Origin of the sequence: Aliisedimentitalea scapharcae, from assembly GCF_045277565.1 — a bacterium.
GTDB lineage: Bacteria > Pseudomonadota > Alphaproteobacteria > Rhodobacterales > Rhodobacteraceae > Aliisedimentitalea > Aliisedimentitalea scapharcae.
Genome location: NZ_CP123584.1, coordinates 3,933,585 through 3,945,904, shown reverse-complemented (window position 1 = coordinate 3,945,904; position 12,320 = coordinate 3,933,585). Strand labels below are relative to the sequence as shown.

At 61.1% G+C, this 12,320-nt stretch carries 14 protein-coding genes; 11 read left to right on the top strand and 3 right to left on the bottom strand.

Features of this window, described 5'->3' with window-relative positions:
• Positions 1-200 precede the first annotated feature (200 nt).
• Both rsfS and rlmH read left to right on the top strand, forming a co-directional pair.
• Positions 201-560: an RsfS/YbeB/iojap family protein gene (rsfS, locus tag QEZ52_RS18330; RefSeq protein ID WP_406645918.1), complete on the top strand. Its 360-nt coding sequence runs from the start codon at positions 201-203 to the stop codon at positions 558-560.
• A 59-nt stretch (positions 561-619) separates the two neighbouring features.
• On the top strand, positions 620-1,090 hold the full coding sequence (gene rlmH / locus QEZ52_RS18325; protein WP_406645917.1) for a 23S rRNA (pseudouridine(1915)-N(3))-methyltransferase RlmH: 471 nt from the start codon (positions 620-622) through the stop codon (positions 1,088-1,090).
• A 103-nt stretch (positions 1,091-1,193) separates the two neighbouring features.
• Here the strand turns inward: rlmH and QEZ52_RS18320 are convergent, their stop codons facing one another.
• Together QEZ52_RS18320 and QEZ52_RS18315 are read right to left on the bottom strand one after the other, a co-directional pair.
• Positions 1,194-1,547, bottom strand: a complete 354-nt coding sequence (locus QEZ52_RS18320; protein ID WP_406645916.1) for a hypothetical protein — start codon at positions 1,545-1,547, stop codon at positions 1,194-1,196.
• Positions 1,548-1,584: 37 nt separating this feature from the next.
• On the bottom strand, positions 1,585-2,295 hold the full coding sequence (locus tag QEZ52_RS18315) for a DUF599 domain-containing protein (protein ID WP_406645915.1): 711 nt from the start codon (positions 2,293-2,295) through the stop codon (positions 1,585-1,587).
• Between the two features lie 82 nt (positions 2,296-2,377).
• On the opposite strand from QEZ52_RS18315, the gene QEZ52_RS18310 reads away from it, so the two are divergent.
• The 8 genes from QEZ52_RS18310 (at position 2,378) to QEZ52_RS18275 (ending at position 9,749) form a co-directional block, all read left to right on the top strand.
• On the top strand, positions 2,378-3,826 hold the full coding sequence (locus QEZ52_RS18310) for an FAD-linked oxidase C-terminal domain-containing protein (RefSeq protein WP_406645914.1): 1,449 nt from the start codon (positions 2,378-2,380) through the stop codon (positions 3,824-3,826).
• Between the two features lie 59 nt (positions 3,827-3,885).
• On the top strand, positions 3,886-5,007 hold the full coding sequence (locus QEZ52_RS18305) for an FAD-binding protein (protein WP_406645913.1): 1,122 nt from the start codon (positions 3,886-3,888) through the stop codon (positions 5,005-5,007).
• A 6-nt stretch (positions 5,008-5,013) separates the two neighbouring features.
• Positions 5,014-5,364: a hypothetical protein gene (locus tag QEZ52_RS18300; protein WP_406645912.1), complete on the top strand. Its 351-nt coding sequence runs from the start codon at positions 5,014-5,016 to the stop codon at positions 5,362-5,364.
• A 10-nt stretch (positions 5,365-5,374) separates the two neighbouring features.
• The gene (gene glcF, locus QEZ52_RS18295) at positions 5,375-6,697 is read left to right on the top strand and encodes a glycolate oxidase subunit GlcF (RefSeq protein WP_406645911.1); all 1,323 of its coding nucleotides are present in this window, start codon (positions 5,375-5,377) and stop codon (positions 6,695-6,697) included.
• A gap of 178 nt (positions 6,698-6,875) precedes the next feature.
• A complete protein-coding gene (locus tag QEZ52_RS18290; RefSeq protein ID WP_406645910.1) occupies positions 6,876-7,700 on the top strand; it encodes a trypsin-like serine peptidase in 825 nt (274 codons plus the stop codon).
• Between the two features lie 26 nt (positions 7,701-7,726).
• Positions 7,727-8,542 (top strand): trypsin-like serine peptidase, encoded by an 816-nt coding sequence (locus tag QEZ52_RS18285; protein ID WP_406645909.1) that lies wholly within the window; start codon positions 7,727-7,729, stop codon positions 8,540-8,542.
• Positions 8,543-8,662: 120 nt separating this feature from the next.
• Complete coding sequence (locus tag QEZ52_RS18280; RefSeq protein WP_406650562.1) at positions 8,663-9,127, top strand: Hsp20 family protein; 465 nt, start codon at positions 8,663-8,665, stop codon at positions 9,125-9,127.
• Between the two features lie 217 nt (positions 9,128-9,344).
• Positions 9,345-9,749: a globin domain-containing protein gene (locus QEZ52_RS18275; RefSeq protein WP_406645908.1), complete on the top strand. Its 405-nt coding sequence runs from the start codon at positions 9,345-9,347 to the stop codon at positions 9,747-9,749.
• Between the two features lie 89 nt (positions 9,750-9,838).
• Here QEZ52_RS18275 and QEZ52_RS18270 read toward each other — a convergent pair whose 3' ends face one another.
• Positions 9,839-11,311 (bottom strand): NAD-dependent succinate-semialdehyde dehydrogenase, encoded by a 1,473-nt coding sequence (locus QEZ52_RS18270; protein WP_406645907.1) that lies wholly within the window; start codon positions 11,309-11,311, stop codon positions 9,839-9,841.
• 104 nt (positions 11,312-11,415) lie between these two features.
• Here QEZ52_RS18270 and QEZ52_RS18265 point away from each other — a divergent pair, with 104 nt between their 5' ends.
• Positions 11,416-12,207, top strand: a complete 792-nt coding sequence (locus QEZ52_RS18265; protein ID WP_406645906.1) for an alpha/beta hydrolase — start codon at positions 11,416-11,418, stop codon at positions 12,205-12,207.
• The last annotated feature ends 113 nt before the right edge of the window (positions 12,208-12,320 follow it).

The window sequence follows — 12,320 nt, the reverse complement described above, 5'->3', positions numbered from 1 at the left end:
GCTTTTACAGACTGTGCAGATCAGGCACATAGTCACGTCGATTCGACCCTGGGTCCTGCCGCATACGTTGAAAATAGGATCAGGGGTTGTTACCTTTGAATTACCCCAGGCGCCGGGGGCGGACGGCGCGCTAGAAGGAGGACTTTGTCCTGTCATCCCATCCTGAGGCATCTGCCTCTGCCGAGACACAGACGGTCGTGATGACGGCCGACTCTCTGCCCACCAGCGACGCGTTGCTGGCGCGTGTTCTTTCCTCGCTTGACGACGACAAGGCCGAAGATGTCGTGCAGATCGATCTGCGCGGCAAGACAGCTATTGGCGATCATATGGTGATTGCGTCAGGTCGGTCGACCCGTCAGGTGTCGGCCATGTCCGAAAAGCTGGTTGATCGGCTCAAGCGTGAGTTCGGTTTCACCGCCAAGATCGAAGGCAAGAACACCGGTGATTGGGTGTTGATCGATACCGGCGACGTGATCGTTCACATCTTTCGTCCCGAAGTGCGTGAGTTTTACCAGCTGGAAAAAATGTGGTTGCCGACAGACGGGTCCGAAACCAGCTGAGCAACCACGTCTGATGCCAATCGGACCGCGCGGGGCGCGGTCCAGCGACCGAGGCCACGATGCGTGTGCACATTTGTGCCGTTGGCCGCCTGCGGGCCGGCCCGGAAAAATCCCTGATTGACGATTACCTGACCCGGTTTGACCGGACGGGCCGCGCGTTGGGGTTGGGGCCTGCGCGGGTGGTCGAAGTCGAGGACAAGAAAAACGCCGGTCAGGGTGCCGAAGCTGATTTGCTGCGCAAGGCGCTGCCCAAGGGGGCGGTCATTTGCACGCTGGACGAGCGGGGCAAGGTGCTGACATCGCCGGAATTTGCCAACAAGCTGGGGGGCTGGCGCGACAGTGGGCGTCAGGATCTGGCGTTGATCATTGGCGGCGCGGACGGGATTGACCCGTCGCTGCGGGCCCAGGCGGACGCGTCCATATCCTTTGGCAAGATGGTCTGGCCGCACATGTTGGTGCGGGTGATGCTGTCGGAACAAATCTATCGCGCGGCGACCATTCTGGCCGGGAGCCCCTATCACAGGGCCTGACGGACCACGGCCACGGCCGCGGATCAGGGTCACGGATCACCAAAAAGACCACGGATCACAAACCACAGCCACGGGTTGGAACCCACAGGCCGGGAAACCGGTCTCAGGGCAGTGTGACCGTCACCGTCTGGGCCCCCCAGCCATCGACGATGCACCGGGCCTGGATCTGGACCTGGCTGGTGCCATTGGGGATCCGAACCCCGGACAGGGATCGGGTAAAGGGCTGTTCGTGTTCATGCGGATGGGCCAGCACCCGAAGACCCAGCTCTGTGCCCTGCATGTCCAGCACCCGCCATCCGTCGGCATAGTGATCCCACCCTGTATCGGGGTGGCTGAGGGTGACATCAAATTGCCAGTCCGAGCCGGTCTGTGTGGCGGTCACACGTTCGATCACAGGCGAATCGGCAAGGGCGGGGGATGCTGCTGCGAGGCAGATCAGGAACGGGGCATATCTCATGGCCGGGATCCTAATGCGATTTGGATCGGTCGGGGAATCACGATGCCGTGTCGGGTGGCACCTTGAGCAATGTGGTGCGGGATTGGGACGCAAATTCGCGTCGGTACAGCATGGCAATCGTGAGCAGAGTGGCGATGATCAAGGGCACAGCCCCAGCAAGCCAGGCGACAGCCGCCAGCGCAAAATAGGTGGCCCGCATCCCGCGGGTAAAGCTGCGCGATGCCGTGTTGCACAGGTCGGCGGCCTGATCGGCGCGCGGATAGGTGAGCGGTTCCTCCGGTTCATTCGGCACCGCCGCCATCATCACCGAACTGTAGCCGAACAGGCGATGCGCCCACAGATATTTGAGAAAGGCATTGGACAGGAACAGAAGCACCACCAGAATCTTGATTTCCCAGACAAACGTCGGGACATGTTCGAGCGTCAGATCGCTGGCGACCGATTCCAGAGGTTCAAGATTGCCGATCAGCGCCAGTCCGCCGCCGATGGCGATCATGACGGCAGAGGCCAGAAAGGTCGTTCCCTGGCGAAAGCTGCCGATCAGCTGGGCATCGAACATGCGCGGCTGGCGTGTGACCATCTGCTTCATCCAGTCGTGGCGGAATTCGGCCATGATCAACGAAACAGAGGGTTTGTGGGCCGGGGGATGTTCGATGCGCCACCCGATCCAGAACCAGCCAACCACCAGGAGCGACAGGGCACCATAGTCATAGGGCGAGAAGCTGTTCAGGCGGTCGATCCAAATCATGGGGGGAGCTTAGCGGCTTGGAAAAGAACTTGCCAGATGGGATGAATTGGTAATATGATTTTACCAAATTTGGAGATCGCTGATGGACATGCCCACCCCCAACCCCGCCATTCTGGCGCGCAAGCCCGCTTTGGTCGCGCGATTGGCCCGTGTTCTGTCAGATGATGCGATCATCACCGATGAGATCGAAACCCGCGCCTATGAATGTGACGCGCTGACCGCCTATCGCTGTCCGCCTTTGCTGGCGGTGCTGCCGTCAACGACACAGCAGGTCTCGGACGTATTGCGGATCTGCCAAGACGAAGGCGTGCCGGTTGTGCCGCGCGGATCGGGCACGTCGCTGGCCGGGGGGGCATTGCCCACGGCGGACAGCGTGATCCTGGGCGTGGCGCGGATGAACCAGGTGTTGGAGACGGATTACGACAACCGGATCATCCGGGTGCAGTCGGGGCGCACCAATCTGAGCGTCTCGGGGGCGGTGGAAGAGGAGGCGTTTTTCTACGCGCCGGACCCGTCTTCGCAGCTCGCCTGTGCCATCGCGGGCAATATCGCAATGAATTCCGGCGGGGCCCATTGTCTGAAATACGGCGTGACCACGAACAACCTGTTGGGGGTGACCATGGTGATGATGGATGGCACCATAGTCGATATCGGTGGCGCGCATCTGGACGCAGGTGGTCTGGATCTGTTGGGGGTGATCTGCGGCAGCGAAGGGCAGTTGGGCGTCGTGACCGAAGCCACCCTGCGGATCCTGCGCAAACCCGAAGGCGCACGTCCGGTGCTGATGGGGTTCGACAGCAACGAGGTCGCCGGGGCCTGTGTGTCCGATATCATCAAATCCGGGATCCTGCCGGTGGCGATCGAATTCATGGATCGGCCGTGCATTCGTGCCTGCGAAGCCTTTGCCAAGGCCGGCTATCCCGATTGCGAGGCGCTGTTGATTGTCGAGGTCGAGGGCAGCCCCGGGGAAATCGAATGGCAGTTGCAGCAGATCACCGAGATTGCCCGGCGTCACAATCCGGTCGCGCTGCGCGAAGCCCGCGATGCAGAGGAAGCCGGACGGATCTGGCTGGGCCGGAAATCCGCCTTTGGGGCCATGGGGCAGATCAACGATTATATGTGTCTGGACGGCACCATCCCGGTGTCCTCCTTGCCCTATGTACTGCGTCGGATCGGCGAGATGTCCCGCGACTTTGGTCTGGATGTGGCCAATGTGTTCCACGCAGGGGACGGCAATATGCATCCGCTGATCCTGTTTGATGCCAATAAACCCGGCGATCTGGAAACCTGCGAGGCCTTTGGGGCCGAGATCCTGAAGCTGTGCGTCGAAGCCGGGGGGTGTTTGACGGGGGAACATGGGGTCGGTGTTGAGAAACGCGATCTGATGCTGCACCAATATGATCCGGTGGATCTGGAGGCGCAGCTGATGGTGAAGGACGTGTTTGATCCCAAATGGTTGCTGAACCCGGCCAAGGTGTTTCCCCTGTCCGTGACCAAAAACCGGCGCGACGTGCCGGTTGCCGCAGAATAAGAGGGGGCGCTGCCCCCGTCGCCTTTGGCGACTCCCCCGGAGTTTTGGAGCGAGATGAAATGAGCAGACCCGAGAGTGAGGCCGAGCTGGCCGAAAGGGTGGCCGCGGCGCGCGGGCCGCTGTGTATTCAGGGGGGAGGAACGCGGGGCCTGTCTGTATCCGGTGATCTTCTGTCTGTGTCAGGGTTGCGCGGGGTCGCGCTGTATGAACCCGGCGCATTGACGTTGGTGGCGCGGGCCGGGACGCCTGTGGCCGAGATCGAGACCCTGCTGGCCGGTGAAAACCAGAGGCTGGCGTTCGAGCCGATGGATCATCGGGGCCTGATGGGAACGACGGGAGAGCCCACGATCGGCGGTGTTTTTGCCGCCAATATATCCGGGCCACGGCGGGTCCAGTCGGGCGCGGCCCGGGATCATCTGTTGGGGGTGCGCTTTGTCGATGGGGCCGGGCAGGTGGTCAAGAACGGCGGCCGGGTGATGAAGAATGTGACCGGATATGATCTGGTCAAACTGATGGCCGGAGCGCATGGCACGTTGGGAGTTCTCAGCGAAGTGTCGCTGAAGGTTTTGCCGCGCGCGCAATGCAGCGGCACATTGGTCTGGTCCGGGTTGGATTTTCAGGAGTCGCTGCGGGTGTTCTGTGCAGCCCTGAAATCGCCGTTTGACGTGACCGGCGCGGCGCGGCTGCCGCAGCAGGGCGAGAGCCCCGCGCGCACGTTGATCCGGGTCGAAGGGTTCGAGGCGTCAGTCGAATATCGGATGCAGGAGTTGTGCCAGTTGTTCGCGGACCAGAAGCCCGATGATCTGCTGATGGGCGGGCCGGACACTGACCGGCTGTGGCGGGCGGTTCGCGATGTCGCCCCCTTTCACGGGCGGGCCGGGTCGGTGTGGAAAACGTCGGTCAAACCCACGGATATGACACGGGTCACCGCCTGTTCGGACTATGAACATGTGATCGACTGGGGGGGCGGGCTGATCTGGACATTGGCGCCGCCGGGCGTTGATCTGCGGTCGCAGTTGGCGGGGGTGGACGGGCATGTGACCCTGATCCGGGCTCCACAAGATGATCTGTTGAAATTTGGGCGGTTCCATCCCCAGCCCCCGGTATTGTCAAAGCTTGCCGGGGATTTGCGGAAGCGGTTTGACCCGCGGGGAATTTTGAATCCAGGGGTGATGGGATAGCGCGATATGGATCTTTTGTTGTTTTTCCTTCCGGGGCCGGTTGTGTTCGTCGTCATGGCGTTTTTCCCAAAGTCCAGAGGTCTGGGGGTTGGGGCGGTGCTGGCCGCGTTTGGGGTTGTTGCGCTGCACGAGTCGTTGCCGGCGATCACCGGGTCTGATGCCGCGGGCAACGGTATGGCCAGCGGATTCCGGGCCATCGGGTTCTATTCCCTGGCGTCGGGATTGTTGTTTGCGGGCGGTTACATGCTGATCCACCGGAAATGGCGTCTGGATGACCGCCCTTGGGTGGTGCGCGGGCTGGTTTTTGTCGCGGGCCTGATCGGGGCTGCGGCGTTTTTTCTTTTGTTGGTCGGGTAAGGCACAGGTCATGCAGACACATTTCACCCCCGAACAATTGACGGACCCGGGCACACAAAGAGCCAACGACATTCTGCGCTCTTGTGTGCATTGCGGGTTCTGTACGGCGACCTGCCCGACGTATCAGGTGCTGGGCGACGAATTGGACAGCCCGCGTGGGCGGATCTACCTGATCAAGGATATGCTGGAGAACAACCGGGTACCGGATGAAAAGACGGTCAAACACATAGACCGGTGCCTGAGTTGCCTGGCCTGCATGACCACCTGTCCGTCGGGCGTGCATTACATGCATCTGATTGATCATGCGCGGGCCTATGTGGAACAGCATTACAAACGTCCGTTGACGGACCGGGCCCTGCGGTGGGTCCTGTCGCAGGTTCTGCCCTATCCGCGGCGGTTCCGGCTGGCGCTGCTGGGGGCCAAGCTGGCCCGGCCGTTCCGGGCCTGGGTGCCCGATGCGCGGGTGCGGGCGATGTTGGATATGGCGCCGCGCCAGATCCCGCCGGTCAGCCGCAATGACGATCCCCAGAGCTTTGCCCCCGACGCGCCCCGGCGGATGCGGGTGGCTCTGATGACCGGGTGTGCGCAAAAGGCGCTGAATACCGATATCAACGATGCCACGATCCGGCTGTTGACCCGGTTGGGGTGCGAAGTCGTGGTGGCCGATGGGGCCGGGTGCTGTGGGGCGCTGACCCACCACATGGGACGCGTGGACGACAGCCACGCCGCCGCGGCGCGCAATATTCGCGCCTGGATGCGCGAGATCCAGGGGCAGGGGTTGGATGCCATCGTCATCAATACTTCCGGGTGTGGCACCACGATCAAGGACTACGGGCACATGTTCCGCAATGATCCGCTGGCCGCTGACGCGGAGCAGGTGTCCAAGCTGGCCATGGATGTCAGCGAAGTTCTGATGACGTTGGACCTGCCCGAAGGGGCGCAAAAGGAGATGACCGTCGCCTATCACGCCGCCTGTTCCCTGCAACACGGCCAACAGGTCAAATCGCACCCCAAGACCCTGTTGAAGCGGGTCGGGTTCAGGGTTGTCGAACCGGCGGACGCGCATCTGTGCTGTGGATCTGCCGGGACCTATAATTTGATGCAGCCGGACATTTCGGGGCAGCTCAAGGCGCGCAAGATCACGGCTTTGGAGGCGAAACAGCCCGATGTGATCGCGGCCGGAAACATTGGGTGCATGATGCAGATCGGGTCTGGTACGGCGCATCCCGTCGTCCATACCGTTGAATTGCTGGATTGGGCGACGGGGGGACCGCGCCCGGGTGCTCTTGATCCGGTGCGCCAACAGGAAACCGCGATTCCAGTCTTGCGCTGACCGGACCCAGACCGCCCGCATTGCCGCAGGCGATGCCACGCCCAACGGGTGATCTGCCCGGCAGGGCAGGGTCACCGGGCGGGAGCCCACCGTGTCGGGCACCGCAATACCCGCAGTTTGCCGCAATTTCGCCCCATCGGCTTCCTAGAAAATTTAAAAGGTTGAACAGGAGAACCCGGTGCGGCGCTGGATATTGAACATTTTGGTCTCTTTGCTGCCGCTGGCCGCGCAGGCTCAGGACACGCGGTTGCAACGCATGGACACCACCGATGCGGGGCGCCAGTGGGAGGCCGTCGGGCGCTTGGATGTGAATGGAACCGGGTTTTGCACCGGGGCATTGATCGCGCCGGATCTGGTGCTGACTGCGGCGCATTGCCTGTATGACCGGACCAGCAAACGCAGGATCAAACCCGCGGACATGGAATTTCTCGCCGGATGGCGCAATGGGCGGGCGTCGGCCTATCGAGGCGTGCGCCGTGCCGTTGCCCACCCGGATTACATCTATGACGGCGAAGTTTCGTCCGAAAGGGTCCGCAATGATGTGGCTCTGTTGCAGTTGCAACATCCGATCCGCAATACCACCATTCAGCCCTTTACCACCGCCGGTCGGCCCAGCCGGGGGGATCAGGTCGGTGTGGTGTCTTATGCTCAGGACCGCTCCGAAGCGCCGTCTTTGCAGGAAGTCTGTGGGGTCATGGCCCGCCAGGAAGGCGTATTGGTGATGTCCTGTGATGTGGATTTCGGCTCATCCGGGGCCCCGATTTTTTCGTTTGATGACGGCACCGCCCGGATTGTCTCGGTCGTGTCGGCCAAGGCGGAAATTCAGGGGCAACGTGTGGCTTTGGGGTCGGCTCTGGAAGAGGCGCTGACGCTGCTGCAGGCCGAATTGCTGTCCAAAGGGGCCTTTGGTCAGGCCAAGGTCCCACCGGGAGCCGGGAATGTTGTGGTGGGTCATCTGCGCAACAACACAAGCGCAAAATTCATCCGGCCAACCCAGCCATGACAGGTCCAGCCATGACAGGTCCGGCCATGAAACGTCTGGCTGCGGTTCTGGTGTTGGTTCTTGTTGCGCCCCTTGTGGCAGCAGACACGACGGGTCTGCGTCGTCTGTCTGATCGGGACGATCTGTTGGGCTGGGAGGCCGTCGGGCGGTTGGATCTGGCGGGCAAGGGGTTTTGCACGGCGACCTTGATCGCTCCCGAGCTGGTGCTGACGGCGGCCCATTGTGTGTACAGCAAACAGACCAACAGGCTGTTGGAGGCCGATCAGGTCACCTTTCGCGCCGGTTTGCGCGAGGGCCAATCCATAGCGGACCGCCAGGCCCTGCAGATTGCCGCCCACAGTGGATTTGCGCCGGGTGCCCCGATGACATGGGCAAATGTCCGTCATGACGTGGCGCTGATCCGGCTGGCGCGCCCGATCACCAGCGCCCAGGCCGACCCGTTCATTCTGCACGATGGAGCAACACAGGGGGCTGCGGTCAGCGTGACCTCTTATGGCATGGGGCGCGCAGAGGCGTTGTCGCGCCAGCGACAGTGCCAGATCCTGGCCGCCCGCGATGAGCTGATGATGTTTGACTGTGACGTGACCTATGGCTCGTCCGGGGCACCTGTGTTTGCGCGTGTCGGGGGGCGTGGGCGCATTTTGTCCGTCATTTCCGGAATGGCGCAGGTCGAGGGCAAAAAAGTTGCGCTGGGCATGGCGCTCCCGGCCCGTGTTGCCGAGCTCAAGTCCATGCTGAGGCGGGCACCGGCCGCCGTGCCCGACCGCCGTGTCAAACGTCTGGGGGTTGGGTCAGGGCGCAATTCGACCGGTGCCAAATTCATTCGTGCGGACGGTTCTTGAAACCGGGCTGTTGCTGATTATCTGAAGGATACCGGATCGCCTGTGACAGGGGTTCGGATCCAGACTTGCCCGTCCGTTGCGGAGGGCAGCACTTAATCGCTCTGAATGAGGATGAACATGATGCGTAGTTTTGATTTTGCCCCGTTGCACCGGGCATCTATTGGCTTTGACCAGATCGCTGACCTGATGGATCGAACGCTGAGCGCGGATACACGACAGCCCAGCTATCCCCCTTATAATATTGAAAAAACCGCCGCTGATGCCTATCGGATTTCGATTGCGGTCGCCGGGTTTGGCGAAGAGGATCTGTCGGTCGAGGTCAAGGAAAACGCCCTGGTCGTCGCCGCGCGCAAATCCGATGAAGACACCGACCGAAGCTATTTGCACCGCGGGATTGCGACCCGCGCCTTTGAGCGCCGGTTTACGTTGGCCGATCATGTGCGTGTCACCGGTGCCAGCCATGAAAACGGCATGTTGCACATCGACCTGCAGCGCGAAGTGCCCGAAGCATTGAAGCCGCGCCGGATCGCGATTTCATCGGCCAAGGAAACATCAGATGTCGTTGATGCCAAGGCGGTGAACTGACAGGTTTGCCCCTGCCCATGTCGGATGGGCGCACCATCCGACATGACGATCAAACGTCCCCCCGCAGCCGGTTGTCGCCTGCGGGGTTTTTTGTTGCGCGCGCGGGTTTGAATGTCGCGCCATCCGGGGCGAAGTTAAATGAATGGTAAGGTGGATTTGCGATACAGGTGGTCCATGACGCAGTGAATAACCTGCGCATTTTACGAGGTTTATCGCAATGGATGTCCCCAGTATCCAACTGGTCCAAAACAGTTTTTCAAAGGCGTTTGCGCGCAAGGCCGAATTGGCTGACCGGTTTTATCATCATCTGTTTCAGGTCGTACCCGAGGCACGGGGGTTGTTTCAAAAGGATTTTTTTCATCAAAAAGAAATGTTCACGACAATGCTGACGTCGACGGTTCGCAGCATGTCCGACCAGAAAAGTTTTGCTGATCTGGGCGACCGGCTGGCCGTGAGCCATGCCCGTTTTGGCGTGGCACCCGCGCAATATCATGCGGCCGCCAACGCGTTGATTGCGGCGTTGCGAGACACGTTGGGGGATGATTTGACGCGCGAGGAAGAAGCCGCCTGGACGCAGGCCATAGATACATTGACATCACAAATGGCAGGTCCAGGGGCCTGATGCAGATCGGGCAGGCAGGCATGATGTCTGCCTGGCCCTGAGGGTCTGGCCCGACCCCGATGGGTGGGGTCGGGCCAAAGGTCCGGGATTTAGACCGCCATGCAGATGTATTTCATTTCCAGGTAGTCTTCGATGCCGTGATGGCTGCCTTCGCGGCCCAAGCCGGATTGTTTGACACCGCCGAACGGGGCGACTTCGGTCGAGATGATGCCGGTATTCACCCCCACGATCCCATATTCCAGCGCTTCGGCCACCTTGTACACGCGGCTCAGGTCCTTGGCATAGAAATAGGACGCCAGGCCAAAGATCGTGTCATTGGCCATGGCAATGACTTCGTCTTCGTTCTCGAATTTGAACAGCGGTGCCAATGGGCCAAAGGTTTCGTCCGTGGCAAATGCCATGTCCTGGGTCGCGCCGGTGATGATGGTCGGCTGAAAGAAGGTGCCGCCCAGTTCGGACGGGGTGCCGCCCAGGATGACGTTGCCGCCCTTGGCCGTGGCGTCGGCGATGTGCTCCTGCACTTTTTCCACCGCTTCCGCGTTGATCAATGGTCCAAAATGGATGCCGTCGTTCAGGCCGTCGCCCACATTCATCTTCTCGACTGCGGCCCGCAGTTTTTCGGCAAAGGCATCATAGACACCGGCCTGGACGTAGATCCGGTTGGCACAGACACAGGTCTGACCGTTGTTGCGGAATTTGCACAGGATGGCGCCTTCGACGGCGGCGTCCAGATCGGCGTCGTCAAATACGATGAATGGCGCGTTGCCGCCCAGCTCCATCGAACATTTCATCACGGTGTCGGCGGCCTGGCGCATCAGGATGCGGCCCACTTCGGTCGAGCCGGTAAAGGTCAGCTTGCGCACCGCGTCGTTTTCACAGAATTCCTGACCAATGTCGCTGGCCCGCGACGAAGGCACCACATTGAACACGCCGGCGGGAATGCCGGCGCGATCCGCCAGAACCGCCAGAACGATGGCCGACAGCGGGGTTTCCGCAGCGGGGCGCGCAACAAAGGCACAGCCCGCGGCCAGCGCCGGACCTGCCTTGCGCGTGATCATGGCATTGGGGAAATTCCAGGGGGTGATGGATGCCGCCACACCGATGGGCTGTTTCAGCACGGTGATGCGTTTGTCGCGCTGGTGGCCTGGAATGGTTTCGCCATAGATCCGTTTGGCTTCTTCGCCAAAGAATTCGATGAAGGAGGCCCCATAGCCGATCTCACCCTTGGCCTCGGCCAGAGGTTTGCCCATTTCGGCGGTCAGGATAATGCCCAGGTCGTCCTGGTTTTCCATCATCAGGTCGAACCATTTGCGCATTACGTTGGCGCGCTCTTTTCCGGTCCATTTCGCCCATTCCTTTTGGGCGGCGTCTGCCTGGGCAATGGCTCCGGCCACCTGGGCGCGCGACACATCGGCAACCTGGGCAATCACGTCGCCACGGGCCGGGTTGGTCACGTCAAATGTGCCCTGACCGTCAACGAACTGGCCGCCGATATAGGCGCGCGTTTCCAGCAGGCTGGGGTCTTTCAAAAGCGATTTCAGATCGGTTGTTGCGTCAAGCATGGGGTCCTCCCGGAATTGGTCTCGCGAATGCAAAGCATTTGGCGTTAGTGTTGTCCAGTACGACCTATGAGTCCAGAATAATTTAACGTGTTAAGGAGATTCGCATGGACCTGAGCGATGCCTATGCCAATGGAGCCTATATCCCCGAAGCGGCCAGTTATCCGCCGCGCTGGGCAGCCGAGGCAGCAGCGTTTCGCGACCAGTTGGGTGCGCGTGCCAGACTGGATATTCCGTATGGTGCAGGGGAGCGGCATCGGTTTGACCTGTTCCTGCCCGAAGGCCCGCCAAAGGGCGTTTTCATCTTTGTGCACGGTGGCTATTGGATGGCGTTCGACAAATCGTCGTGGTCGCATCTGGCCGCCGGGATGCTGGCGCATGGCTGGGCGGTGGCGATGCCGTCCTATGATTTGTGCCCGGACGTTCGGATCGGTGAAATCACCCGGCAGATTGCCCAAGCCGTGCGCAGGATTGCCCAGGAGGTTGATGGCCCGATTATTCTGGCCGGTCATTCCGCCGGGGGGCATCTGGTGGCGCGTATGCTGGATCCATCCATCTTGGACGCAGAGGTGGGTCAGCGGATCCAGATGGACATGCCGATTTCACCCCTGTCCGATCTGCGCCCATTGATCCAGACAGGTATGAACGAGAAATTCCTGATGGACGCGGCCGCGGCCCAGGCCGAAAGCCCGGTGGAAATGACCGACCGGCACGGCGCCCGCGTGGTGGTTTGGGTCGGCGGTGACGAACGCCCGGCGTTTCTGGATCAGGCGCGTTGGTTGGCCGAATCCTGGGGGGTGGGGCATGTGGTGGCCCAGGGAAAGCACCATTTCGATGTGATCGACCCTTTGGCAGATGCTGAAAGCGACATTGTGCGGACGCTTTTGGGCGAAATCTGAAATCCGGGATAGACCCGCGCAAAAAAAGCTTGCCCGAACGCGCGTTTCGACCGATGTTCCGGGCAGGCCCGGGCGATGGCGTCGCCCTGTTACGGCCCATATTCAAACAGTCC

Coding starts and splice junctions, on each gene's coding strand:
- rsfS (WP_406645918.1), top strand. CDS start 201: ATGACGGCCGACTCTCTGCCCACCAGCGACGCGTTGCTGGCGCGTGTT.
- rlmH (WP_406645917.1), top strand. CDS start 620: ATGCGTGTGCACATTTGTGCCGTTGGCCGCCTGCGGGCCGGCCCGGAA.
- QEZ52_RS18320 (WP_406645916.1), bottom strand. CDS start 1,547: ATGAGATATGCCCCGTTCCTGATCTGCCTCGCAGCAGCATCCCCCGCC.
- QEZ52_RS18315 (WP_406645915.1), bottom strand. CDS start 2,295: ATGATTTGGATCGACCGCCTGAACAGCTTCTCGCCCTATGACTATGGT.
- QEZ52_RS18310 (WP_406645914.1), top strand. CDS start 2,378: ATGGACATGCCCACCCCCAACCCCGCCATTCTGGCGCGCAAGCCCGCT.
- QEZ52_RS18305 (WP_406645913.1), top strand. CDS start 3,886: ATGAGCAGACCCGAGAGTGAGGCCGAGCTGGCCGAAAGGGTGGCCGCG.
- QEZ52_RS18300 (WP_406645912.1), top strand. CDS start 5,014: ATGGATCTTTTGTTGTTTTTCCTTCCGGGGCCGGTTGTGTTCGTCGTC.
- glcF (WP_406645911.1), top strand. CDS start 5,375: ATGCAGACACATTTCACCCCCGAACAATTGACGGACCCGGGCACACAA.
- QEZ52_RS18285 (WP_406645909.1), top strand. CDS start 7,727: ATGAAACGTCTGGCTGCGGTTCTGGTGTTGGTTCTTGTTGCGCCCCTT.
- QEZ52_RS18280 (WP_406650562.1), top strand. CDS start 8,663: ATGCGTAGTTTTGATTTTGCCCCGTTGCACCGGGCATCTATTGGCTTT.
- QEZ52_RS18275 (WP_406645908.1), top strand. CDS start 9,345: ATGGATGTCCCCAGTATCCAACTGGTCCAAAACAGTTTTTCAAAGGCG.
- QEZ52_RS18270 (WP_406645907.1), bottom strand. CDS start 11,311: ATGCTTGACGCAACAACCGATCTGAAATCGCTTTTGAAAGACCCCAGC.
- QEZ52_RS18265 (WP_406645906.1), top strand. CDS start 11,416: ATGGACCTGAGCGATGCCTATGCCAATGGAGCCTATATCCCCGAAGCG.